Annotated in this window: 20 protein-coding genes; 16 read left to right on the forward strand and 4 right to left on the reverse strand. The window is 73.8% G+C overall.

The features are described from left to right. Positions 1-72: 72 nt before the first annotated feature. Together ACH4SL_RS14865 and ACH4SL_RS14870 are read left to right on the forward strand one after the other, a co-directional pair. The gene (locus tag ACH4SL_RS14865; protein ID WP_398445364.1) at positions 73-2,208 is read left to right on the forward strand and encodes an ATP-binding protein; all 2,136 of its coding nucleotides are present in this window, start codon (positions 73-75) and stop codon (positions 2,206-2,208) included. 94 nt (positions 2,209-2,302) lie between these two features. Continuing rightward, positions 2,303-3,853 (forward strand): PucR family transcriptional regulator, encoded by a 1,551-nt coding sequence (locus tag ACH4SL_RS14870; protein WP_398445184.1) that lies wholly within the window; start codon positions 2,303-2,305, stop codon positions 3,851-3,853. A gap of 15 nt (positions 3,854-3,868) precedes the next feature. On the opposite strand, the gene ACH4SL_RS14875 is transcribed toward ACH4SL_RS14870, so the two are convergent. Beyond that, positions 3,869-4,273, reverse strand: coding sequence for a CU044_2847 family protein (locus ACH4SL_RS14875; RefSeq protein WP_398445186.1), 405 nt, complete (start codon positions 4,271-4,273; stop codon positions 3,869-3,871). A 252-nt stretch (positions 4,274-4,525) separates the two neighbouring features. On the opposite strand from ACH4SL_RS14875, the gene ACH4SL_RS14880 reads away from it, so the two are divergent. From ACH4SL_RS14880 to ACH4SL_RS14910, 7 genes are all read left to right on the forward strand, one after another. Continuing rightward, positions 4,526-5,980 (forward strand): aldehyde dehydrogenase family protein, encoded by a 1,455-nt coding sequence (locus tag ACH4SL_RS14880; protein WP_398445189.1) that lies wholly within the window; start codon positions 4,526-4,528, stop codon positions 5,978-5,980. Positions 5,981-6,101: 121 nt separating this feature from the next. After that, positions 6,102-8,024 (forward strand): acyl-CoA dehydrogenase family protein, encoded by a 1,923-nt coding sequence (locus tag ACH4SL_RS14885; RefSeq protein ID WP_398445191.1) that lies wholly within the window; start codon positions 6,102-6,104, stop codon positions 8,022-8,024. 78 nt (positions 8,025-8,102) lie between these two features. Continuing rightward, entirely contained in the window at positions 8,103-9,356 is a 1,254-nt protein-coding gene (gene dxr / locus ACH4SL_RS14890; protein WP_398445193.1) for a 1-deoxy-D-xylulose-5-phosphate reductoisomerase, read from the forward strand. Beyond that, positions 9,353-10,669 (forward strand): M50 family metallopeptidase, encoded by a 1,317-nt coding sequence (locus ACH4SL_RS14895; protein WP_398445196.1) that lies wholly within the window; start codon positions 9,353-9,355, stop codon positions 10,667-10,669. The genes dxr and ACH4SL_RS14895 overlap by 4 nt, the downstream gene beginning before the upstream one ends. 100 nt (positions 10,670-10,769) lie before the next feature. Then, the gene (gene ispG, locus ACH4SL_RS14900; protein WP_398445198.1) at positions 10,770-11,924 is read left to right on the forward strand and encodes a flavodoxin-dependent (E)-4-hydroxy-3-methylbut-2-enyl-diphosphate synthase; all 1,155 of its coding nucleotides are present in this window, start codon (positions 10,770-10,772) and stop codon (positions 11,922-11,924) included. Positions 11,925-12,090: 166 nt separating this feature from the next. After that, on the forward strand, positions 12,091-12,936 hold the full coding sequence (locus ACH4SL_RS14905; protein WP_398445201.1) for a GNAT family N-acetyltransferase: 846 nt from the start codon (positions 12,091-12,093) through the stop codon (positions 12,934-12,936). A gap of 77 nt (positions 12,937-13,013) precedes the next feature. Next, positions 13,014-13,547, forward strand: a complete 534-nt coding sequence (locus ACH4SL_RS14910) for a GNAT family N-acetyltransferase (protein WP_398445203.1) — start codon at positions 13,014-13,016, stop codon at positions 13,545-13,547. Positions 13,548-13,579: 32 nt separating this feature from the next. Here ACH4SL_RS14910 and ACH4SL_RS14915 read toward each other — a convergent pair whose 3' ends face one another. The 3 genes from ACH4SL_RS14915 to ACH4SL_RS14925 are packed head-to-tail and all read right to left on the reverse strand — an operon-like array spanning position 13,580 to position 15,597. Further along, positions 13,580-14,530: an aminoglycoside phosphotransferase family protein gene (locus tag ACH4SL_RS14915; protein ID WP_398445205.1), complete on the reverse strand. Its 951-nt coding sequence runs from the start codon at positions 14,528-14,530 to the stop codon at positions 13,580-13,582. A gap of 50 nt (positions 14,531-14,580) precedes the next feature. Then, positions 14,581-15,000 (reverse strand): ferritin-like domain-containing protein, encoded by a 420-nt coding sequence (locus ACH4SL_RS14920; protein ID WP_398445207.1) that lies wholly within the window; start codon positions 14,998-15,000, stop codon positions 14,581-14,583. Between the two features lie 12 nt (positions 15,001-15,012). Further along, entirely contained in the window at positions 15,013-15,597 is a 585-nt protein-coding gene (locus ACH4SL_RS14925; RefSeq protein ID WP_398445209.1) for a hypothetical protein, read from the reverse strand. A 113-nt stretch (positions 15,598-15,710) separates the two neighbouring features. Here ACH4SL_RS14925 and rimP point away from each other — a divergent pair, with 113 nt between their 5' ends. The 7 genes from rimP (at position 15,711) to truB (ending at position 22,962) form a co-directional block, all read left to right on the forward strand. After that, complete coding sequence (gene rimP / locus ACH4SL_RS14930) at positions 15,711-16,289, forward strand: ribosome maturation factor RimP (RefSeq protein WP_398445211.1); 579 nt, start codon at positions 15,711-15,713, stop codon at positions 16,287-16,289. A gap of 2 nt (positions 16,290-16,291) precedes the next feature. Then, the gene (gene nusA / locus ACH4SL_RS14935) at positions 16,292-17,323 is read left to right on the forward strand and encodes a transcription termination factor NusA (RefSeq protein WP_398445213.1); all 1,032 of its coding nucleotides are present in this window, start codon (positions 16,292-16,294) and stop codon (positions 17,321-17,323) included. 113 nt (positions 17,324-17,436) lie between these two features. Then, positions 17,437-17,718 carry a YlxR family protein gene (locus tag ACH4SL_RS14940; RefSeq protein ID WP_398445215.1) on the forward strand — a complete coding sequence of 94 codons (282 nt, stop codon included), beginning with the start codon at positions 17,437-17,439 and terminating at the stop codon, positions 17,716-17,718. A 160-nt stretch (positions 17,719-17,878) separates the two neighbouring features. After that, the gene (gene infB, locus ACH4SL_RS14945; RefSeq protein WP_398445217.1) at positions 17,879-21,007 is read left to right on the forward strand and encodes a translation initiation factor IF-2; all 3,129 of its coding nucleotides are present in this window, start codon (positions 17,879-17,881) and stop codon (positions 21,005-21,007) included. A 79-nt stretch (positions 21,008-21,086) separates the two neighbouring features. Then, positions 21,087-21,380: a DUF503 domain-containing protein gene (locus tag ACH4SL_RS14950; RefSeq protein WP_398445219.1), complete on the forward strand. Its 294-nt coding sequence runs from the start codon at positions 21,087-21,089 to the stop codon at positions 21,378-21,380. A 104-nt stretch (positions 21,381-21,484) separates the two neighbouring features. Continuing rightward, positions 21,485-22,063 carry a 30S ribosome-binding factor RbfA gene (rbfA, locus tag ACH4SL_RS14955; RefSeq protein WP_398445221.1) on the forward strand — a complete coding sequence of 193 codons (579 nt, stop codon included), beginning with the start codon at positions 21,485-21,487 and terminating at the stop codon, positions 22,061-22,063. Further along, entirely contained in the window at positions 22,060-22,962 is a 903-nt protein-coding gene (truB, locus tag ACH4SL_RS14960) for a tRNA pseudouridine(55) synthase TruB (RefSeq protein WP_398445224.1), read from the forward strand. Before rbfA ends, truB begins: the two co-directional genes overlap by 4 nt. Positions 22,963-23,401: the final 439 nt, after the last annotated feature.

Consider the following 23,401-nt stretch of genomic DNA (forward strand, 5'->3'; position numbering starts at 1 on the left):
TCGTCCGGCGTAGCGGTGCGACTACATTGTGCGCATCGGGCGGCGACGAGGGGCAGGCGCGCCATGGAAGCCATGGATTACGAGGGCAGGCAGCGCCGCGGCGGCGAACGGCCCGGTGACGGGCCGCCCCGCCCCGCCGCCCCGCCGCGCCCCACGACTTCCCCCGTCCCCCGGCCCAGCGCGCCCCCGCCTCTCCCCGCCCAGCCACCCCCGTCCTCCGCCCTGGAACGCTGGCTGCGGACACCGCGCGCCGTGGACGCTCCCGGTATCTACGGCTTCGGGCACACACCGCGTCCGAAGCCGGATCCCAACCGCCTGTCGACGCGCCATCTCCTCGGGCTTGCCACCCTCACCGCACTCACGGCGGCCTTCCTCTGGTCGCTCTTCGTCAACGGCGGCGATCTCGCCTACCAGCTGGTGGTCGGCATCCTGCGGATCTTCCTGCCCGACAGCTGGACCCACACGACGTTCTTCTACACGGTCTTCGGGTATTCGGGGTACGCCGTCGTGCTCTTCCTCCTGGGCCTCATGCTCGGGCGCAAGGGGCAGTGGACCGAGGTGTGGCGGCGCTTCCTGAAGCCGACGCTCGGGAGACTGATCGACACCCCGGAACCGGGCGCCGCGCCGGACGACCCGCGCGAGGACCCGGCGGCGTGGCCCGAGCTGCGGGCCGCGCATCAGCACGGGCTCGCCGACCGCCTCGCCGGTGAGGTGCGGGTCGGGCGGATGAACGACGTGGACTACGTCCGGATCAGCCGCGCCTGGTCGGTCGCGCGGGCGGGGGCTGGGGGAGTGGCCGCGTTCGGCGAGGCGGTGCTGGGCGAGGGCGCCGAGGCGTTCACGCACCCCTCGGGCGAGCGGGATCTGCCGCGCCGCGCCGCGCCGCACGACCTGCTGGCCCGTCAGGTGCGCATCGGCCGCGGCACCGACGCCGAGCGGAATCCGTACCAGCACCGCGGCTCCGGTATCGCCCTCGACCCGGCGCTGCTGGGCACCGGGCTCCTGGTGGTCGGCCCCTCGGGGGCGGGCAAGACCCGCCTGGTGGTGCGGCCGGTCGCCGAGTCGCTGTGCCTGCAGGCACTGACCGGCCAGGCCGCGGTGGTGACGGTCGGTACGTCGGGGGCCGAGCTCGGCTCGGCCGACGCGTACGACGTCGTCATCGCGCTGGCCGATCCCTCCTCCCGCTACGACCTGGATCTCTACGGCAGCGACGACCCGGACGTCGCCGCGGGCACTCTCGCCGAGGCGCTCGTGGACGGGCCCGGCGCCAGGCAGCAGGACGTGCGGCGGGCGGCGACCGCGCTCAGCCAGGTCATCGGGCCCTTCCACGCCGCCTTCGGCCGCTTCCCCGCCGTTCCGGAGCTGCGTGAACTCCTCGACGGCACCCCGCACGCCTTCGCCGCGCTGCGCCAGGCCCTGGACGCCGCCGGCGCCCCCGGGCTGATCAGGGAACTGGACGCGCGGGAGCGCCAGACAGGGCAGCGCGGCGACATCGCGCCGCAGCTCGCCGACCGGATCGCCCTCCTCGACCGGCCGGCCTTCGCCGGGTTCTTCGACGTGACGGGCCGGTCCCGCCCCTTCACCATGCGGGCGCTGGAGCACCCGGTGCGGGTCCGTATCGACCTGCCGGCGCACGGGCACACCGAGGCCGCGCGCGTCCTGGTGCGGCTCGTCCTGGCGCAGTTCACCGCCGCCATGGGCGCGCGGCGCGACCGCTCGCTCTTCGCCTGCCTCGTCCTCGACGACGCGGCCCACGCGGTCGGCGCCGGGTCCGTACGCGGCTTCGCCCGGCTGCGCTCGGCGAACGCCGGGGTCGTCCTGGCGCTGCGGACGCTGGACGAGGTGCCGGACGACCTGCGGACGGCACTGGTCGCGGCGATGGGCTGCCGGATGGTCATGTCCGGGGTCACCACCTGGGACGGCAAGCACTTCGCCGAGGCGTGGGGGACGGCCTGGGTCCAGACCAGGGACGTGACCCGGACCCCCGACCAGTCGGGGGGCTTCGCGCGGCGCTTCAGCCGCGGCGTGCGCAAGGTCTTCACCGGGGAGGCGGTCACCACCGAGTCGGTGACCGTCAGGGAGGTGGAGCGGGAGCGGTGGTCGGCCTCGGACCTGGCGAACAGCGTGCCCGCCGGGCACGCCGTGGTGTCGTTCACCACGACGGCGGGGGAGAGCGCGCCACCGGTGCTGGTGGATCTTCGGGCGTGACGGTGGCGGGCCGGGCCCGGCCGTGCGGCACAATTGCGGGGGGCGGCCATTCCCGGTCGGCCGAACGTCCAGCGAATGCCGGTATCTGGTCCGTATGCCCCTCACCCTCGCGTCCCTTGCGCAGCACTCGGCGCTGAAGCTCACCGTTCTCGCCGGCAGGGACCGGCTGGATTCCGAGGTGCGCTGGGTGCACACCAGCGAGCTGGACGACCCGGGCCCGTATCTGGAGGGCGGCGAGCTGCTGCTCACGACGGGGCTCGCGCTCGACGTCGGTGATCCGGAGTCGCTGCGCGGCTATGTGCGGCGGCTCACGGGCGCCCGCGTCGTGGGGCTCGGCTTCGGGGTCGGGGTCGGGTACGACGAGGTGCCGGCCGCGCTGGTGGAGGCGGCGGAGCAGGCGGGCCTGCCGCTCCTGGAAGTGCCGCGCAGGACGCCCTTCATCGCGATCAGCAAGACCGTCTCGGCCGCCCTGGCCGCCGACCGCTACAAGGCGGTGACCGCGGGCTTCGAGGCCCAGCGGGACCTGACCCGCGCCGCCCTCGCCCCGGACGGCCCCGCCGCGCTGCTCACCCGGCTGGCCGGCCACCTCGACGGCTGGGCCGCGCTCTACGACGCGTCGGGCGCGGTGCTGGCCGCGGCCCCGGAGTGGGCGGGGAAGCGGGCCGCCCGGCTGGGCGCCGAGGTGGAGCGGATGCGGGAGATCCAGGGACCGGCGGGCGCCGCGGTGCCGGGGCCCGCGGGGTGCGAGGACCGGGTGGAGATCCAGTCGCTGGGCACCGGGCGCCGCCCCCGCGGCTATCTCGCCGTCGGCACCGAGAGCCGTCTCGACACCTCCGCGCGCTACGTGGTCAACGCCGCGGTCGCGCTGCTGACGCTGTCCCTGGAGCAGTCCCGCACCCTCCAGGAGGCGCACACCCGGCTGGCGGCGGCGGTGCTGCGGATGCTGGTCGCGGGCGAGACCGGGCACGCCAGGAGCACCGCGGGCGACCTCTACGGCGCCCTGCTCGACCATCCGGTGCGGGTGCTGGTCGCCGAGCCCGCGGACGACCGGCTCGGGATCGAGGCGCTGGCCCGGCTCGCCGAGCAGGCGGACGCGACCGCGGCCCGCTCGGGCGAGCCGCTGCTGACCTGCCACGAAGGCGCCCGGCTGCTGCTGCTCGCCGCCGAGGACGCCACCGTGCTGGCCGCGGCGGCGGATCTCGCCGAGGCGGAGGACGCGCTGTCGGCGGGGCTGTCGGCGGCAGTGCCGCCCGAGGAGGTCCCGGAGGCGCACCGGCAGGCGGAGCGGGCGCTGGCCGTGGCGGTGCGCCGCGGCCGCAACCTGGTCGAGCACGGCGAGGTCGGGGCGGGCTCGGTGGTGCCGCTGCTCGCTGCCGACGCCGTACGCGCCTTCGCCGAGGGGCTGCTGCGCCCGCTGCGGGAGCACGACGCGACGTCGCGCGGCGACCTGGTGGCCTCGCTGCACGCGTGGCTGTCGCACCACGGGCAGTGGGACGCGGCCGCCGCCGACCTGGGCGTCCACCGGCACACCCTGCGCTACCGGATGCGGCGGGTGGAGGAGATCCTCGGCTGCTCGCTCGACGACCCGGACGTGCGGATGGAGCTGTGGCTCGCCCTCAAGACCGAGGCCGAGGCGGACGGCTGAACCGCCCACGCAGTGCTACGGCGCGGAAGTGCTCCCCGCTGCCGCCGCCCGCCGCGCCGCCAGGTCCCAGGACAGCTTCACCGTCAGCCCCGCCTCCGCGCCGGCTTCGGCGATGACGCCCAGCAGCTGGCCCGACTTCACCGCCAGCTTGAGGCCGAACTCGACTTCGAAGGAGTCCGGGTCGCCCGCCGCGCCGCCCTCGGTGACGGTCTCCGCGGCCCACCGGCCGACCGCCCGCACGGTGTCCCGCACGCCGTCGAGGGTGAGCGTGACGGCGGAGCCCGCGGCCGCGGCGCGCGACCGGATGCCGACGTCGCTGAAGGCGCCGGATTCGTCGGCGTTCTGGAAGGGCACCTGGCCGACGACCTCCGCCCGTACCTCCGTGCCGTCGCCCAGCGCGATCGTGACCGTCTCCGCCATGTGCCCGCCCCCTCCGCAGCCCGGGCGGCCAGGATAGGCGCGGCGCCGGGCCCACGGGGGCCGCTTCCGCGGGGTTCGCCGCCGCAGGAGGCCGGGCCGGTCCCGTACTGGACGCGCAGGCGCTGGCCAGAGCGTCACGTGGCGGCGTCCGGGCACTCCGCGGTGGACAACATGCGGGGTGGGCCCCGGTGTCTACGGTGGGGCCCGGCGAGCGACACCCCCGACAGGAAGGCGGAACCCACCGTGACGAGCGTGGCGACGGCGGAACCGTACGCGTTCTGGCTGGCCGGCGGCCGGGCCACCGGCCGGGAGTCCTTCGACGTGACGAGCCCGTGGGACGGCTCGTGCGTCGGCCGGGTGAGCGTGCCGGACGAGGCGCAGGTGGAGGCGGCGGTCGCGGCGGCGGCAGCGGCCCACCGCACCTTCGAGGCGACCCCGGCGCATGTGCGGGCCGCGGCGCTGGACCACGTCTCGCGGCGGCTGGCCGAGCGGGCCGAAGAGGCCGCCCGGCTGATCACCGCGGAGAACGGCAAGCCGCTGAAGTGGGCCCGCGGCGAGGTCGGCCGCGCGGTGTCGGTCTTCCGCTGGGCGGCCGAGGAGGCCCGCCGCTTCAACGCGGGCGAGGCGCAGCGGCTCGACACCGACCCGGGCGGGGTAGGGCGGCTCGCCCTGACCCGGCGCTTCGGGCACGGGCCGGTGCTCGGCATCGCGCCGTTCAACTTTCCGCTGAACCTGGTGGCGCACAAGGTCGCCCCGGCGCTCGCGGCGGGCGTCCCGATCATCGTCAAGCCCGCGCCCGCGACCCCGCTGTCGGCGCTGCTGCTCGGCGAGATCCTCGCGGAGACCGACGGGCTGCCGGCGGGCGCGTGGAGCGTGCTGCCGGTGCCCAACGACCGGATGCCCGCGCTGGTGCAGGACCCGAGGCTGCCGGTGATCTCCTTCACCGGCTCCGACACGGTGGGCCACGCCATCGCCGACTCGGTGCCGCGCAAGCACGTCACGCTGGAGCTGGGCGGAAACGCGGCGGCCGTGGTGCTTGCCGACTGGTCCTCGGACGCCGACCTGGAATGGGCGGCGGACCGTATCGCGACCTTCGCGAACTACCAGGGCGGGCAGTCCTGCATCTCGGTGCAGCGGGTCGTCGCCGACGCCGCCGTCTACGACGCGCTGGCCGAGCGCGTCGTGGCGCGGGTCCGGGCCCAGGCAACCGGCGACCCGTCCGACGCCGCGACCGACGTCGGCCCGCTGGTCAGCGAGGCCGCCGCCGTACGGGTCGCGCAGTGGGTGGACGACGCCGTGGCCAAGGGCGCGACGCTGCTGGCCGGCGGCACCCGGGAGGGTGCGAGCTACGCCCCCACCGTGCTGGCCGACCTGCCGCCGGACGCGGTGCTCGCCACCGAGGAGGTCTTCGGGCCCGTGCTGTCACTGCACCGGGTGAACGGCGCCGACGAGGCATTCGCCGCCGTCAACGACTCCCGTTTCGGCCTCCAGGCCGGGGTCTTCACGCACGACCTGCGGCTGGCCTTCCGCGCCCACCGCGAGCTGGAGGTCGGCGGTGTGGTCATCGGCGACGCGCCCTCCTACCGCGCCGACCAGATGCCGTACGGCGGGGTGAAGGACTCCGGCAGCGGGCGCGAGGGCGTGCGCTTCGCCATGGAGGACTACACCTACGAGCGGGTCCTGGTGCTCACGGGCCTGGATCTGTGACGCCTTCCTGGGGCAGCGGCGGCGGCGCGGGCTGACGGCTCGTCTGGTGAGGTTGCCGGAATTCGGGTAGTACGGACAGGTAGCACCGGTTGGTAACCGGCTACCCGGAGGTGACGCACCCGTGTCCGCACCCGCCACAGCACCCAAGGTGACCGAGCGTGAGGCCCGCCAGGTCGCGGAGGCCGCCCGCGAGCAGGACTGGCACAAGCCCAGCTTCGCCAAGGAGCTCTTCCTCGGCCGCTTCCGCCTCGACCTGATCCATCCGTATCCGCAGCCCGCGCCCGAAGCCGCGGCCAGGGGCGAGGAGTTCCTGGCCCGGCTGCGGGAGTTCTGCGAGACCTCGATCGACGGGGCCCTGATCGACCGCGAGGCGCGCATCCCGGACGACACGATCCGCGGCCTGAAGGAGCTGGGCGCCCTCGGGATGAAGATCGACCCCGCGTACGGCGGCCTCGGCCTCGGCCAGGTGTACTACAACAAGGCGCTGGCCCTGGTGGGCTCGGCGAGCCCCGCGGTGGGCGCGCTGCTGTCGGCCCACCAGTCGATCGGCGTACCGCAGCCGGTGAAGATGTTCGGCACCGAGGAGCAGAAGCAGGCCTTCCTGCCCCGCTGCGCCCGCAGCGACATCAGCGCCTTCCTGCTCACCGAGCCGGACGTCGGCTCGGACCCCGCGAGGCTCGCCACCGCCGCGGTGCCCGACGGGGACGACTACGTGCTGGACGGCGTGAAGCTGTGGACGACCAACGGTGTCGTCGCCGACCTGCTGGTCGTCATGGCCAGGGTCCCGGCGTCCGAGGGGCACAGGGGCGGCATCTCGGCCTTCGTCGTGGAGGCGGACTCGCCCGGCATCACCGTCGAGCACCGCAACGCCTTCATGGGGCTGCGCGGTATCGAGAACGGCGTCACGCGCTTCCACCAGGTGCGGGTGCCCGCCGCGAACCGGATCGGCCCCGAGGGCGCCGGGCTGAAGATCGCCCTGACCACCCTGAACACCGGTCGGCTGTCGCTGCCTGCGGGCTGCGTCGGCGCCGCGAAGTGGTGCCTGAAGATCGCCCGGGAGTGGTCCGGCGCCCGCGAGCAGTGGGGCAGGCCGATCGGACGGCACGAGGCGGTCGGCTCCAAGATCGCGTACATCGCCGCGACCACCTTCGCGCTGGAGGCGGTGCTCGACCTGTCCTCGCAGATGGCCGACGAGGACCGCAACGACATCCGGATCGAGGCCGCCCTCGCCAAGCTCTACGGCTCGGAGGCCGCCTGCCGGATCGCCGACGAGCTGGTGCAGATCCGCGGCGGGCGCGGCTTCGAGACCGCCGACTCGCTCGCGGCGCGCGGGGAGCGCGCGGTGCCCGCCGAGCAGCTGCTGCGCGACCTGCGGATCAACCGGATCTTCGAGGGCTCCACCGAGATCATGCACCTGCTGATCGCCCGGGAGGCCGTCGACGCCCACCTGTCGGTGGCGGGCGACCTCATCGACCCGGACACCTCGCTCGGCGACAAGGCGCGCGCCGGCGCCAAGGCGGGCGGCTTCTACGCGAAGTGGCTGCCCAAGCTCGTCGCCGGACCCGGGCAGCTGCCCAACGCGTACGCCGAGTTCGACGGCCTGGCCACGCATCTGCGGTACGCCGAGCGCGGCTGCCGCAAGCTGGCCCGCTGCACCTTCTACGCCATGTCGCGGTGGCAGGGCCGGATGGAGACCAAGCAGAACTTCCTGGCCCGGATCGTCGACATCGGCGCCGAGCTGTTCGCGATCAGCGCCGCGTGCGTGCGCGCCCAGCACCTGGCCGCGAGCAGCGACCACGGGCCGCAGGCCCGGCTGCTGGCCGACACCTTCTGCCGGCAGGCACGGATCCGCACCGACGAGCTGTTCGCCCGGCTGTGGACCAACACCGACGGACCCGACCGCGCCCTGACCCGCGCGGTGCTCGACGGCACCGCCACCTGGCTGGAGGCCGGCATCGTCGACCCCAGCCGCGAGGGGCCGTGGATCGCCGACGCGGCGCCGGGCCCGTCGCAGACCGCCGACGTCCACCGCCCGGTGCGCTGAGCTGCGGGTGCCGCGAGTTGTCCACAGGCAGTGCGGGGTGCTGGACGCGGGGTGCTCCGCGCACGACACAATGGCCCCATGACGGACGCTCTCGCAGACCCGCACTACCGCCCGCACGTCACCGGCGACCCGGCGGACGGCCCCCGCGACATCGTGATCCTCGGCTCCACCGGATCCGTCGGCACCCAGGCGATCGACCTGGTGCTGCGCAACCCGGACCGCTTCCGTGTGACGGCGCTCTCCGCCGCCGGAAGCCGGGTCGCGCTGCTCGCCGAGCAGGCGCACCGGCTCGGCGTGCGCACCGTCGCCGTCGCCGACGAGGCCGCCGTCGGGCCGCTGCGCGAGGCGCTGGCCGAGCGGTACGGCGCGGGGGCCGTACTGCCGGAGATCCTCGCCGGGCCGGAGGCCGCCACGCAGGCCGCGAGCCTGGAGTGCCACTCCGTGCTCAACGGCATCACCGGCTCGATCGGCCTGCGCCCGACGCTGGCCGCGCTGGAGGCCGGGCGGGTGCTGGTGCTGGCCAACAAGGAGTCGCTGATCGTCGGCGGCCCGCTGGTGAAGGCGCTGGCCAAGCCCGGCCAGATCGTGCCGATCGACTCCGAGCACTCCGCGCTCTTCCAGGCGATGGCGGCCGGCCGCCGCGAGGAGGTGCGCAAGCTGCTGGTGACCGCCTCCGGCGGCCCCTTCCGCGGCCGCAGCCGCGCGGAGCTGGCCCATGTCACCCCGGCCGACGCGCTCGCCCACCCCACATGGGCCATGGGCCCGGTCATCACCGTCAACTCCGCGACACTCGTCAACAAGGGCCTTGAGGTGATCGAGGCCCATCTGCTGTACGACGTGCCGTTCGACCGCATCGAGGTCGTCGTGCACCCGCAGTCGTACATCCACTCCATGGTCGAGTTCGTCGACGGCTCCACGATCGCGCAGGCCGGGCCGCCGGACATGACGGTGCCGATCTCGCTGGGCCTGGGCTGGCCTGACCGGGTGCCGGACGCCGCACCCGCCTTCGACTGGTCCCAGGCCATGTCGTGGGAGTTCTTCCCCCTCGACGACGAGGCGTTTCCGTCGGTCGCGCTGGCCCGCCATGTGGGTAGTCTCGGGGGCACCGCGCCCGCGGTGTTCAACGCGGCCAACGAGGAGTGCGTGGACGCCTTCCTCGCCGGCCGGCTGCCGTTCACCGGCATCGTCGACACCGTCGCGAAGGTCGTGGAGGAACACGGCACACCCGGGACGGGAACTTCCCTGACGGTGGAGGACGTCCTCGAAGCGGAGGCCTGGGCGCGCGCCCGGGCGGTGGAACTGGCCCAGGCAACGGAGGCAGCACGCGTATGACCGGTCTCATGACGGTCCTCGGCATAGTGGTCTTCGCTGTCGGTCTGATGGTCTCCATCGCCTGGCACGAGCTGGGGCACCTGTCCACGGCCAAGCTCTTCAAGATCCGCGTGACGCAGTACATGGTCGGCTTCGGACCGACCGTGTGGTCGCGGAAGAAGGGCGAGACGGAGTACGGCTTCAAGGCCGTCCCGCTGGGCGGCTACATCCGCATGATCGGGATGTTCCCGCCCGGCGAGGACGGGCGGATCACCGCCCGCTCCACCTCGCCGTGGCGCAGCATGATCGAGGACGCCCGCTCGGCGGCCTTCGAGGAGCTGCAGCCGGGCGACGAGACGCGGCTGTTCTACACGCGCAAGCCGTGGAAGCGCGTCATCGTGATGTTCGCCGGGCCGTTCATGAACCTGATCCTGGCCTTCGGCCTCGCGCTGGCGGTCTTCATGGGCATCGGCGTGGCCAAGGACACCACCGTCGTCTCCTCCGTCAGCGACTGCGTGGTCGCGCAGACCGACGCGGCCAAGCGCGACCCGGACAACCCGTGCAAATCCACCGACCCGACCGCCCCCGCCAAGCTCGCCGGGCTCAAGCCCGGTGACCGCTTCCTGGAGTTCAACGGGCGGCCGGTCAAGAACTGGGCGGATCTCTCGCAGGACATCCGCACCGGCGTGGGCAAGGCCACCATCGTGGTCGAGCGCGACGGCAAGCGCGTCACGCTGCACCCGGTGATCACCACCAACGTGGTCGCCAAGACCGACAGCGACGGCCGGCCGGTGGACGGCACGGTCACCGCGGGCTTCCTCGGCTTCAGCCCGGCCGGCCAGATCACGCCACTGAGCTTCACCGGCTCGGTGAGCTACATGGGCGACATGGCCCACCAGGGCGTCGACTCGCTGCTGCGGCTCCCGCAGCGCATCCCCGACCTGTGGCGCGCCACCTTCGAGGGCGCCCCGCGCAAGGCCGACTCGCCGATGGGCGTGGTGGGCGCGGCCCGCGTCGGCGGCGAGGTCTTCTCGCTGCACGAACCGGCCGTCGACCGCATCGCCACCATGGTGATCCTCGTCGCGGGCTTCAACCTGTCGTTGTTCCTGTTCAACATGCTCCCGCTGCTGCCGCTGGACGGCGGCCACGTGGCGGGGGCACTGTGGGAGTCGCTGCGGCGGCACACCGCCCGGGTCTTCCGCAAGCCCGACCCGGGGCCGTTCGATGTGGCGAAGCTCATGCCGGTCGCCTACGTCGTCGCGGGCATCTTCGTGTGCTTCACGCTGCTGGTTCTCATCGCCGACGTGGTGAACCCCGTCAAACTCAGTTCCTGATGTCCCGAGCCGGGTGAGCCCCGGGGACCGGGTGACGTAATCTCGACCCCGGAGCCCGCCCACGCCGGGACTTGTGCCACACCATGGGGATGCCACGCAGATGACAGCGATTTCGCTCGGTATGCCGGATGTTCCGATCAAGCTCGCCGACCGCCGCAAGAGCCGTCAGATCCAGGTCGGCAGCGTCGCCGTGGGCGGTGACGCTCCGGTCTCCGTGCAGTCCATGACCACCACCCGGACCTCCGACATCGGCGCCACGCTGCAGCAGATCGCCGAGCTGACCGCCTCCGGCTGCCAGATCGTCCGGGTGGCCTGCCCGACCCAGGACGACGCGGACGCCCTGTCCACGATCGCCCGCAAGTCGCAGATCCCGGTGATCGCCGACATCCACTTCCAGCCGAAGTACGTCTTCGCCGCGATCGACGCCGGCTGCGCCGCGGTCCGCGTGAACCCCGGCAACATCAAGCAGTTCGACGACAAGGTGCGGGAGATCGCCAAGGCCGCCGGCGGCGCCGGGGTGCCGATCCGCATCGGTGTCAACGCCGGCTCCCTCGACAGGCGCCTGCTGGAGAAGTACGGCAAGGCCACCCCCGAGGCGCTGTGCGAGTCCGCGCTGTGGGAGGCGTCGCTCTTCGAGGAGCACGGCTTCCGCGACATCAAGATCTCCGTGAAGCACAACGACCCGGTCGTCATGGTCAACGCCTACCGGCTGCTGGCCGAGAAGTGCGACTACCCCCTGCACCTCGGCGTCACCGAGGCGGGCCCGGCCTTCCAGGGCACCATCAAGTCGGCGGTCGCCTTCGGCGCGCTGCTGTCGGAGGGCATCGGCGACACCATCCGCGTCTCGCTGTCCGCGCCTCCCGCCGAGGAGGTCAAGGTCGGCATCCAGATCCTGGAGTCGCTCGGCCTGCGCCAGCGCCGGCTGGAGATCGTCTCCTGCCCGTCCTGCGGCCGCGCCCAGGTCGACGTCTACAAGCTCGCCGAGGAGGTCACCGCCGGCCTGGAGGGCATGGAGGTGCCGCTGCGCGTCGCCGTCATGGGCTGCGTCGTCAACGGCCCCGGCGAGGCCCGCGAGGCCGACCTCGGGGTCGCCTCCGGCAACGGCAAGGGCCAGATCTTCGTCAAGGGCGAGGTCATCAAGACCGTGCCCGAGTCGAAGATCGTGGAGACCCTGATCGACGAGGCCATGAAGCTCGCCGACCAGATGAAGGACGCCGGCGTGGCCTCCGGCGAGCCCCAGGTGAGCGTGTCCTGACCGGCTCCCTCCAGCACCGGGCCGCACGGCCCGCCCGCAGCCCGGCCCCCGCCCCGCGCCCGCTTCCCGCCCGCGCGGGGCGGGGCACACCCGGGCCGGGTAAAGTGCGCACTCCACTCCACACCTGCGGCAGCGGCCCACGGACCGAAGACGGTGAGGCCCCCACGTGCTGACCCACTCGACAGCCCGCGTCCTGGAACCGGGTGATCTCGACGCCGCCCTCGCGGTGCTGCACCGCGACCCGGTCGCCAACGCGTTCGTCACCTCCCGGGTCAACATCGCCGGGCTCGACCCGTGGCGGCTCGGCGGCGAGATGTGGGGCTGGTACGAAGCCGGGCGGCTCGTCTCGCTGTGCTACGCGGGCGCCAACCTCGTACCGATCTGCGCCACCCCCGAGGCGGTCGCCGCCTTCGCCGAACGCGCCCGCAGGTCCGGCCGCCGCTGCTCCTCCCTCGTCGGCCCGGCCGGACCCACCGCCGACCTGTGGGCCCGTCTGGAGCCGTACTGGGGCCCGGCCCGTGAGGTGCGCCGCCACCAGCCGCTCATGACGACCCGCTCGCTGCCCGCGGACATCGCGCCGGACCCGCTGGTGCGCCGGGTGGGCAAGCACGAGATGGACGTGATCATGCCGGCCTGCGTGGCGATGTTCACCGAGGAGGTCGGCGTCTCCCCGCTGGCCGGCGACGGCGGGCTGCTCTACCAGGCGCGCGTCGCCGAACTGGTCTCCAACGGGCGGGCGTTCGCGCGGATCGAGGACGGCGAGGTGGTCTTCAAGGCGGAGATCGGCGCCGTCACCCGCCAGACGTGCCAGATCCAGGGCGTCTGGGTGGCCCCGGCCCACCGCGGCCGACGGCTGTCCGAGACGGGCATGGCCGCCGTCCTGAGCTACGCGCTGCGCGATGTGGCGCCCGTCGTCAGCCTCTACGTCAACGACTTCAACACCCCGGCCCGCGCCGCCTACGAGCGGGTGGGCTTCACCGAGGTCGGCTCCTTCATGTCGGTGCTCTTCTAGCGACCAGGTCCAGCCGCCGGGCGCGCTGGCCTGCGCGATCATGGGCCGGGGAAGGCGGCGGGGTAGTCTCCGGGCCCATGGAGAACGTGGTGGTCGAGCCGGCCGATCTCGCCGCGCATGTCGACGAGGCCCTCGCCGTCCAGGCCGTCGCCTTCGGGCTCGGGCCCGAAGAGGTCGCCATCCGGCGGCAGATCGTGCTGCGGCACCTGGCCGACCCGGGCGCGCGGGCCCTCACCGCGCACACCCCCGGCGGGCGCATCGTCGGCTTCGTGTACGGGCTGCCCAACGACCGCGGCCACTGGTGGTCCAGCGTGGTGCAGCCGTACCTGCGCCGCGAGGGCAACGACGGCTGGCTGGACGATTCCTTCGTGATCACCGAGCTGCACGTGCTGCCGGACTTCCAGGGCCGCGGACTGGGCCGCGCCCTGATCACCGCGCTCACCGACGCCGCGAGCGAGCCGCGCAGCATCCTGTCCGCCATCGACGCCGACACCCCCGCCCGGCACCTCTACCACGCGCTCGGCTACCGCGACCTGGCCCGCCCGGTGCACTTTCCCAGCGCCGCCCGTCCGTACTCCGTGATGGGCGCCCCGCTGCCGCTGCTGCGCTGATCGGTACCCGAGGTCCCGCCCGCCGGGTACGGCTACAGCCAGCTCGCGAACTCCAGCAGCAGCTCGCCGTCCTCGCGCCCGCCGACGGACAGATACCACACGCCCGCCTCGACGGCGCGGAAGACGGACCAGCCGCGCAGCCGCTCCGCGTCCACCTCCAGCGCGTCCGCCAGCTTCGCGATCCGGCGCCGCGCGGTGCTCCGCGAACCCGGCTGCGCGGCGAGCGTCGGCAGCCGGTCCCTGGCCAGCCACGCCAGGTCGAAGGCCCGCTCACCGACCAGCGGCTTGGGGTCGATCGCCAGCCACGGCACCCGCTCGCCGGCCAGCACATTGCCCTGGTGGTAGTCGCCGTGCAGCAGCACCGTCTCCACCTCGGCGGCGGAGCCCGCGAGTTCGGCCTGCGCCGCCAGCGCCTCGTCGATCAGCGGCGCCGCGTCGGCCGCGTAGGGCTCGCCGCGCCGGGTCCGCAGCAGCTCCGCCAGCTCGCCGGTCATGTCGGCCACGGCGCGGAACGGATGGTCCGCGGCGGGCGGCACCCACAGCCGCTGGAGCACCCCCTCGGCCTCCAGCAGCGCCTTGGCCTCGGCCAGCGAGCGCAGCGACACATCGGCCTGCAGCCGCTCCAGCAGCATCGCGCCCTCGTCCGGGTCGGCCCGCAGCAGCCGTACGGCGCCGCGCCCGTCCCAGTGCGCGAGCGCGGCGTGCTCGTGCTCGGTCTCCCGGTTGACCATGCCGACCTTGAGCACCGCCGGGTCGCCCTCCGCGGTGCGCACCAGCACGATCATGCTGATCTGGCCGCCGGCCGCGACGACCCGCTCCACGGTCAGCTCCCAGCGCTCCAGCAGCCGGGCCACCCGGCCGGGCAGCTGCGCGAGCCATGCCCGGCCCGCCTCGCCCTCCCATGCGGTGACCGTACGCACCAGCCGCTCCGGCGGCTGCGGGCCGTCCGCCGGCGCCTGCCCCTGGTGCGCTGCTGAACCCATTCGCTGTGCCCTGCCCTCCGTGCGGCCTGTCGCCCGCCCGGCGGGCGCGGTCAGCCGCGTTCCGCCAGACCCGGGAAGGCTACGCTGCCGCCGCGCCACCGTACGGCACGCACCGCCGCGTCACGCATCGCGGATGCCGCGTCCTGCCGCAGGCCCCCCAGCGCGGTGCGCACCACGTCGCCGTAGGCGCCCGCCACGTGCTCCTCGACGTACGCCGCGAGCCTGGCGGCGGATTCCGGCCCGGTCACCGAGAAGGGCAGCGTGTAGCCGACCGGCTCGGCCGCCGGGGAGGCGCCGAGGTCGGCGACCGTGCGGACCAGGGCGTCGCGGCGGGCGCGGTGGGCGTCGTAGCCCTGCCGCGCGTCGGCCTGCCGGGAGCCGGTCAGATGGCCGCCGACGACGCCGTAGCCGTACACCGCGGCGTATTCGGCGGCCAGCGCCGCCTGCACCGCGTCGATGACCGCGTTCACCGATCCACCGCCTCAGCCCTCGTGCCCGTCGGCGCCCGCGGTCCCGTCCCCGCCGGTGCCGCCCTTGCCGTCCTCGCTGCCTTTGCCGGCCTTGCCCGGCTTGCCGCCCAGCAGCGCCGCGTGGCCCGCGCCGCAGGCGGCGACGGACGCGAGCAGCCGGGCCAGCCCGCCCGGCACGGTCAGTACCGTGGCCGCCCGGCTGTCGGCCAGCGTGCGCTCGGCGGCGGCCAGCGTGGCGAGCGCCTCCTCGGCCGTGGTCGCCGCGCCGGCGGCGGAGGGCCGGGCCCCGGCGGCGGGCAGGGTGCCGCCGAAGGCCTCGACGTGCCGGGCGACCTCGGCCCGCAGCGGGGCCAGGCGGGCGGCGAGCGAGGGGTGCGCCGCGGCGGCGGCGTCGTACCGCCCGAGCAGATCCGCGCTGTCGCGCGCCGCGCGGGCCTGCTCCGCGGTGCCGGGCGGCACCGCGGCCTGCTGCCGCGCGTCCGCGCCGCCCTTGCTGTCGGCGCCGGTCGCGTCCGCCGAGCACCCGGTGCCGACCGCCGCGACCGCCGCCGCCATCACGCTCCGCCTGCTCAGCCGAGCCGCCGCCTCCGGGATCATGGGGGGAGTGTACGGGTGCCGAAGTGGCACGGTGCGCCGCCCCGGCTCGGGTAGCCTTGCCTTTACACGCGACCTTCCATCACAACAGCACACGCGGCCGAGGAGTCACCCGGATGAGCACCACCCAGAGCGAGAGGCTGCGCGCGCTGTTCGAGCCCCTTGTCGACAAAGCGGGTCTCGAACTCGAAGAGGTCACGCTGAGTGCCTCCGGCCGCCGTCGCCAACTGCTGGTCGTGGTGGATTCCGAGGAAGGCGTCCAGCTCGACGCCGTGGCCGAGATCAGCCGCTCGCTGTCGCAGGCGCTGGACGCCTCGGACGTGATGGGCGAGGCGGAGTACGTCCTGGAGGTCACCTCTCCGGGCACCGACCGGCCGCTGACCGAACCCCGGCACTTCCGCCGCAACACCGGACGGCTGGTGAAGCTGGCGCTCAAGGAGCGCGGCGAGCTGATCGCACGGATCATGGCGGTGGACGAGACGGGTCTCGACCTGGAGGTGCCGGGCGTGAAGGGCCGCAAGCCCAAGCCCGCCCGTGCGGATTTCGCCGAGATCGCGAAGGCCCGGGTCGAAGTCGAGTTCACCCGCCGCGACGGCGCCCCCGAGGACGCCGCCGACGACGGCGACGCGGATTTCGGCAGCGACAGCAGCAGTGACACCGACAGCGACATCGACGAGACGACCGAGGAGGCGTAGCCGTGGACATCGACATGAAGGCCCTGCGGGGTCTGGTGCAGGAGCGGCAGATCTCTTTCGACCTGCTGGTCGAGGCCATCGAGTCGGCGCTGCTGATCGCCTACCACCGCGAACCCGGCAGCCACCGGCGCGCCCGGGTGGAGCTGGACCGCACCAGCGGACATGTGACGGTGTGGGCCACCGAGGAGCCGGACGAGGTCGCCGAGGGCGCCGAGCCCCGCGAGTTCGACGACACGCCCTCGGGCTTCGGCCGGATCGCCGCGTCGACCGCCAAGCAGGTGATCCTGCAGCGGCTGCGCGACGCCGAGGACGACGTGACGTTCGGCGAGTACGCCGGCCGGGAGGGCGACATCGTCACCGGTGTCGTCCAGCAGGGCAAGGACCCCAAGAACGTCCTGGTCGACATCGGCAAGCTGGAGGCCCTGCTGCCGGTGCAGGAGCAGGTGCCCGGCGAGGAGTACAAGCACGGCACCCGGCTGCGGACGTACGTCGTGCGGGTGGCCAAGGGCGTTCGCGGCCCGCAGGTCACGCTGTCGCGCACGCACCCCAACCTGGTGAAGAAGCTCTTCGCGCTGGAGGTGCCGGAGATCGCCGACGGTTCGGTGACCATCGAGGCCATCGCGCGCGAGGCCGGCCACCGTACCAAGATCGCGGTCCGCTCGGGGCGCTCCGGGCTCAACGCCAAGGGCGCGTGCATCGGCCCGATGGGCGCCCGGGTGCGCGCGGTGATGGCCGAGCTGAACGGCGAGAAGATCGACATCGTCGACTGGTCGGACGACCCGGCCGACATGGTGGCGAACGCGCTGTCACCCGCCCGGGTGTCCCGGGTCGAGGTGGTGGACGCGGGCGCCCGCTCCGCCCGGGTGACGGTGCCCGACTACCAGCTGTCACTGGCCATCGGCAAGGAGGGCCAGAACGCCCGGCTCGCCGCCCGGCTCACCGGGTGGCGGATCGACATCCGCCCCGACACCGAGGGCACCGAGCAGCCGCCGTCCGGCGGCCAGTCACCGGTGCAGGCGCGTCCGGAAGGCTGAAACCCCGCCCCTGCGCGGCCGGATCACGTGCTTCGCGGGGCGAACCAGAAACGAACAGCCGTACGTGGGCGTACTCGAAGGAGTGACGTCCGTGCGGGGAGGTAGACTAAAGAGTGTCTGGTCGGACGCTGTCGCCAGCATGCCCGGAGCGTACGTGCGTCGGGTGCCGTCAGCGAGCGGCCAAGAGCGAACTGCTGCGTGTGGTGAGGATCGGGGACGCGTGCGTTCCCGATCGTCGCGGTACGCTGCCCGGTCGGGGTGCGTATGTGCATCCCGCCCTTGCCTGCCTTGACCTGGCGGTACGCCGCCGGGCGTTCGGCCGGGCCTTCAAAAGCCCGGTCGCGCCCGACACCGCGGAAGTGCGCCGGTTTGTCGAGCAGCAGGCAGCCCCGTAAGAAGGCAGTGAAGAAGTACGGCACGGGTCCTCCCGTGCGATCAGGTACCTCGCGAGATGGAAGTAGGTCGAGATTGCGATGAGCACTCGATGAGTACGCGATGAGTACGCCCATGAAGTAGCGACGGTCCGGTGGACACCCCGGACCTAAAAGGAGCGAAGTGGCTAAGGTCCGGGTCTACGAACTCGCCAAGGAGATGGGAGTCGAGAGCAAGGTCGTCATGGCCAAGCTCCAGGAACTCGGCGAGTTCGTCCGTTCGGCGTCCTCGACCATCGAGGCACCGGTCGTCCGTAAACTGACCGACGCTTTCCAGGGACCGGGCGGCGGCAACGCCGGCAAGTCCGCTGCGAAGCCCTCGGCGCCGCGCAAGAGCGCGCCCGCCAAGCCGGCTGCCCCCACCCCGGGTGCGCCGGCCCGTCCTGCTGCCCCGGCGCCCAAGCCGGCCGGCAGCTCCACCCCCGCGGCCCCCGCCGCGCCGGGAAGCGGCTCCGCGCCGTCCTCCGGCCCGCGGCCCGGCCCCGGTGCGCCCAAGCCCGGCCCTGCCGCGCCGAAGCCCAGTCCCGCCGCCCCCGTGCCGGCCGCTGAGTTCCAGGCGCCGCCCGCCGCGCCCCCGGCGAACCAGAATCAGAACCAGGGCCAGACCCAGCAGAGCCGTTCCGGCCCCACCCCCGGTCCGCGCCCGGCGCGTCCCGCGCAGGGCGGCGGCCAGCGTGACGGCGGCCAGCGCGACAGCCGTGAGGGCCGCGACTCCGGCGCCCGTCCCGGCGGGCGCCCCGCGCCCGGCCAGGGCGGTGCCCCGCGTCCCGGCGCGCCGCGTCCCGCGGGCCCGCGTCCTGGCAACAACCCGTTCACGTCCGGCTCCACCGGCATGCCGCGCCCCGGTGGCGCGCCGCGTCCCGGCGGCGGCCAGGGCGGTGCCCCGCGCCCGGCAGGGCCCGGCGGCGGCGCCCCGCGTCCCGGCGGCGCTCCGCGTCCGGCTCCGGGCCAGGGTGCTCCGGGCGCCGGCGGTGCCCGCCCGAGCCCGGGCGGCATGCCCCGCCCGCAGGGCTCCGGCCCGCGCCCGAACCCGGGCATGATGCCGCAGCGTCCGGCCCCGTCCCCCGGTGGCCGTCCTGGTGGTCCCGGTGGCCGTCCCGGCGGTCCGGGCGGTCGTCCCGGTGGTCCGGGCGGTCGTCCCGGCGGTGGCGGTGGCGGCGGGTTCGCCGGCCGTCCGGCCGGTCCCGGCAGCCGTCCCGGCGGTGGCGGTGGCGGCTTCGGCGGCCCCCGTCCCGGCGGCGGCGCCGGTGGTGGCGGTGGTGGCTTCGGTCCCCGTCCCGGCGGTTTCGGCGGGCGTCCCGGCGGCCCCGGCGGTCGTGGCGGCACACAGGGTGCGTTCGGGCGCGGCCCGGGCGGACGTCCGGCGCGCGGCCGTAAGAGCAAGCGCCAGCGGCGCCAGGAGTACGAGGCCATGCAGGCCCCGTCCGTGGGCGGCGTGCTGCTGCCCCGCGGCAACGGCCAGACCGTGCGCCTGTCGCGCGGTGCCTCGCTCACCGACTTCGCCGAGAAGATCAACGCCAACCCGGCGTCGCTCGTCCAGGTGATGCTCAACCTCGGTGAGATGGTCACGGCCACCCAGTCGGTCTCGGACTCCACCCTGGAGCTGCTGGCCGGCGAGATGAACTACGTGCTGGAGATCGTCAGCCCGGAGGAGGAGGACCGCGAGCTGCTCGAGTCGTTCTCCATCGAGTTCGGTGAGGACGAGGGCGGCGAGGAGATGCTCGTCTCCCGCCCGCCGGTGGTCACTGTCATGGGTCACGTCGACCACGGCAAGACCCGCCTGCTCGACGCGATCCGCAAGACCAACGTGGTCGCGGGCGAGGCCGGCGGCATCACCCAGCACATCGGTGCCTACCAGGTGGCCACCGACGTCAACGGCGAAGAGCGCGCGATCACCTTCATCGACACCCCGGGTCACGAGGCGTTCACCGCCATGCGTGCCCGTGGTGCGAAGTCCACCGACATCGCGATCCTGGTGGTCGCGGCCAACGACGGTGTGATGCCGCAGACGATCGAGGCGCTGAACCACGCCAAGGCGGCCGACGTGCCGATCGTGGTCGCGGTCAACAAGATCGACGTCGAGGGCGCCGACCCGACCAAGGTGCGCGGCCAGCTCACCGAGTTCGGTCTGGTGGCCGAGGAGTACGGCGGCGACACCATGTTCGTCGACATCTCCGCCAAGCAGGGTCTGAACATCGACAGCCTGCTGGAGGCCGTGATCCTCACCGCGGACGCCTCGCTCGACCTGCGGGCCAACCCGGAGCAGGACGCGCAGGGCATCGCGATCGAGGCCCACCTGGACAAGGGCCGCGGCGCTGTCGCGACCGTCCTCGTCCAGCGCGGCACGCTGCGGGTCGGCGACACGATGGTCGTCGGCGACGCCTACGGCCGGGTGCGCGCCATGCTCGACGACAAGGGCGAGAACGTGGACGAGGCGACTCCGTCGACCCCGGTCCTCGTCCTCGGTCTGACCAACGTGCCCGGCGCCGGCGACAACTTCCTGGTCGTCGACGAGGACCGCACCGCCCGGCAGATCGCCGAGAAGCGTGCGGCCCGCGAGCGCAACGTCCGCTTCGCCCGCAAGGGCGTGCGGTTCTCCCTGGAGAACCTGGACGAGGCCCTCAAGGCCGGTCTGGTGCAGGAACTCAACCTCATCATCAAGGGCGACGCGTCCGGTTCGGTCGAGGCCCTCGAGTCCTCGCTGCTCCAGCTCGACGTCGGCGAAGAGGTCGAGATCCGCGTGCTGCACCGCGGTGTGGGTGCGGTCACCGAGTCGGACATCGACCTGGCGACCGGCTCCGACGCGATCGTCATCGGCTTCAACGTCCGCGCGGCCGGCCGTGCCGCGCAGATGGCCGAGCGCGAGGGCGTCGACGTCCGCTACTACTCGGTGATCTACCAGGCCATCGAGGAGATCGAAGCGGCGCTCAAGGGCATGCTCAAGCCGGAGTACGAGGAGGTCGAGCTCGGCACTGCGGAGATCCGCGAGGTCTTCCGCTCCTCCAAGCTCGGCAACATCGCCGGTGTGCTGGTCCGCTCCGGCGAGGTCCGGCGCAACACCAAGGCCCGCCTGCTCCGCGACGGCAAGGTCATCGCGGAGAACCTCAACATCGAGGGTCTGCGCCGCTTCAAGGACGACGTCACCGAGATTCGTGAGGGTTACGAGGGCGGTATCAACCTCGGCAACTACAACGACATCAAGATCGACGACGTCATCGCGACGTACGAGATGCGCGAGAAGCCGCGCGGCTGACACGCGTCAAGGGGCCGGGGCCGGTCGGCGGGAGAAATCCCGTCGATGGGCCCCGGCCGTCGCCTGTACCGTCGTACCCATGTATGCAGGCACGTTGCGTTTCGACCTGCTCCTGGGTGACGTACGGTCCCTGAAGGAGAAGCGGTCGGTGGTCCGTCCGATCGTCGCCGAGCTGCACCGGAAGTTCGGTGTGAGCGTGGCCGAGACCGGGGAGCAGGACCTCTACCGCAGGGCAGAGATAGGACTCGCGGTGGTGTCCGGCGACCTCGGGCACGTCACGGACGTACTCGACCGGTGCGAGCGCTGGATGTTCGACCGTCCCGAGGTGGACCTGCTGTCGGCACGGCAGCGGATCCACGGCGACGACGACTGAGCGGCCGGGAGCACACCGGCCGGCCGGTGACGGCCGGGCGGCGGCTCCCGTGCCGCCGCCCCGCCGCCGAGCACGACGAACCAGGACAGAGAGAGAAGAAGACGATGACCGACACCGCGCGGGCGCGCAAGCTGGCCGACCGCATCCGGGTCGTGGTCGCCGAGACCCTGCAGCGGCGGATCAAGGATCCGCGGCTGGGCTATGTGACGATCACCGACACCCGGGTCACCGGCGACCTGCGGGAGGCGACGGTCTTCTACACGGTCTACGGCGACGACGAGGAGCGGGCGGCCTCCGCCGCTGCCCTGGAGAGCGCCAAGGGTGTGCTGCGATCCGAGGTCGGACGGCAGACCGGGGTGCGCTTCACGCCCACCCTGGCCTTCGTGGCCGACGCCCTGCCGGACAACGCGCGCACCATCGACGATCTGCTCGCCAAGGCGCGGGCGGCCGACGCGGAGGTCCGCAAGACCGCCACGGACGCGCAGTACGCGGGGGACGCGGACCCGTACCGCAAGCCCGCGGAGGCGGATCTCGACGACGCGGATCTCGACGACGAGGACGAGCCCGACGGGCCGGAGGAGCCGGAGGGATCTGAGGGCGCCGAGGGTTCCGAGGGCTCCGAGGGCTCCGAGGGTTCAGCCGAGGGCTCCGAGGGTTCCAAGGGCGGTACGTCGCAGGCATGACGCGTCCCGCCGCCCCGTCCGGGCTCGTCGTCGTCGACAAGCCCGGCGGGCTCACCTCGCACGGCGTGGTCTCCCGGCTGCGCCGTTTCGCCGGCACCCGCCGGGTCGGCCACGCCGGCACGCTCGACCCCATGGCGACCGGCGTGCTCGTCGTCGGCGTGGAGAAGGCCACCCGGCTGCTCGGCCACCTCGCGCTGACCGAGAAGGAGTACGCCGCCACCATCCGGCTCGGCCAGGCCACGGTCACCGACGACGCGGAGGGCGAGGTCACCGAGACCGCGCCGCCCGCGGCCGTCGCGGCGGTCACCCGGGAGGCCCTCGACGCGGGTGTCGCCGCGCTGACCGGGCCGATCCAGCAGGTGCCGTCGAAGGTCAGCGCGATCAAGGTCAACGGCGTGCGGTCCTACACCCGGGTGCGGGAGGGCGAGGAGTTTGAACTCGCGGCCCGGCCGGTGACCGTGCACTCGTTCACCGTCCAGGACGTACGACCCGGCGCGCCGGACGAGGGCGTCCTCGACCTGGACGTCACGGTGGTCTGCTCGTCCGGTACGTACATCCGCGCGCTGGCCCGCGACCTGGGAGCCGGCCTCGGCGTTGGCGGCCACCTCACGGCGCTGCGCCGCACGCGCGTCGGCCCCTACGACCTGAGCGGCGCGCGCACCCTCGACGAGCTGGCCGAATCCTTCGCCGTCCTCCCGCTGGAGGACGCCGCGGCCGCCGCCTTCCCCCGCTGGGACGTCGACCCCGCCCAGGCGCAGCTCCTCTCCCACGGGGTCCGCATCGCCGTCCCCGAACTGCCCCCCGGCCCGACCGCCGCGTTCGCCCCCGACGGCCGCCTGCTGGCCCTCGTCGAACCCCACGAGGGCCAGGCCCGCATCCTCGCGGGCTTCCCCGCCTGACCCTCCGGGGGCGGGCCGGGAATCACCCCTGGGGCGGACCTCGCGGCGCCGCCGCGACCTCCCGCCGACGGCCGGTTGCGCGCGCAGCTCCCCGCGCCCCTGAGGAGCGCTGCCCCTACGCAGGGCGATGCCCACCCTGGGGCGCGGGGAACTGCGCGGCAAGCCACCCACCGGTGGAGGCGCGCGGGGACACCTTGCGAGGCGCCCCGGTGCGAAGGGGGCGCGGGGAACTGCGCGCGCAACCCCCACCGGCGGACGGCCGCGGCGCGGCCCCAAGCGGCACCCCGCAACCCCCAGCGGCGGACCGGGGAGGCCGCACCCTCCCCCGAATGGCCGAGCGCGCGGTGTGAAACCGCGGCGCACAGGTGGCGTTGCCCCCCACGATCGCCGCCCGGCGACACCGCGGCCCGTACCGTCGAAGCGGGACGAATTGGGCGCG

It is taken from the genome of Streptomyces sp. NPDC021020 (assembly GCF_044333285.1).
In the GTDB taxonomy this organism is placed as follows: domain Bacteria; phylum Actinomycetota; class Actinomycetes; order Streptomycetales; family Streptomycetaceae; genus Actinacidiphila.

What these genes read in the sequence shown, in the direction of transcription:
- ACH4SL_RS14865 (WP_398445364.1), top strand. Translation starts at nt 73, where the DNA reads ATGGATTACGAGGGCAGGCAGCGCCGCGGCGGCGAACGGCCCGGTGAC.
- truB (WP_398445224.1), top strand. Translation starts at nt 22,060, where the DNA reads ATGACGCGTCCCGCCGCCCCGTCCGGGCTCGTCGTCGTCGACAAGCCC.
- ACH4SL_RS14870 (WP_398445184.1), top strand. Translation starts at nt 2,303, where the DNA reads ATGCCCCTCACCCTCGCGTCCCTTGCGCAGCACTCGGCGCTGAAGCTC.
- ACH4SL_RS14875 (WP_398445186.1), bottom strand. Translation starts at nt 4,273, where the DNA reads ATGGCGGAGACGGTCACGATCGCGCTGGGCGACGGCACGGAGGTACGG.
- rbfA (WP_398445221.1), top strand. Translation starts at nt 21,485, where the DNA reads ATGACCGACACCGCGCGGGCGCGCAAGCTGGCCGACCGCATCCGGGTC.
- dxr (WP_398445193.1), top strand. Translation starts at nt 8,103, where the DNA reads ATGACGGACGCTCTCGCAGACCCGCACTACCGCCCGCACGTCACCGGC.
- rimP (WP_398445211.1), top strand. Translation starts at nt 15,711, where the DNA reads ATGAGCACCACCCAGAGCGAGAGGCTGCGCGCGCTGTTCGAGCCCCTT.
- ACH4SL_RS14950 (WP_398445219.1), top strand. Translation starts at nt 21,087, where the DNA reads ATGTATGCAGGCACGTTGCGTTTCGACCTGCTCCTGGGTGACGTACGG.
- ACH4SL_RS14895 (WP_398445196.1), top strand. Translation starts at nt 9,353, where the DNA reads ATGACCGGTCTCATGACGGTCCTCGGCATAGTGGTCTTCGCTGTCGGT.
- ACH4SL_RS14915 (WP_398445205.1), bottom strand. Translation starts at nt 14,530, where the DNA reads ATGGGTTCAGCAGCGCACCAGGGGCAGGCGCCGGCGGACGGCCCGCAG.
- ACH4SL_RS14910 (WP_398445203.1), top strand. Translation starts at nt 13,014, where the DNA reads ATGGAGAACGTGGTGGTCGAGCCGGCCGATCTCGCCGCGCATGTCGAC.
- ispG (WP_398445198.1), top strand. Translation starts at nt 10,770, where the DNA reads ATGACAGCGATTTCGCTCGGTATGCCGGATGTTCCGATCAAGCTCGCC.
- ACH4SL_RS14925 (WP_398445209.1), bottom strand. Translation starts at nt 15,597, where the DNA reads ATGATCCCGGAGGCGGCGGCTCGGCTGAGCAGGCGGAGCGTGATGGCG.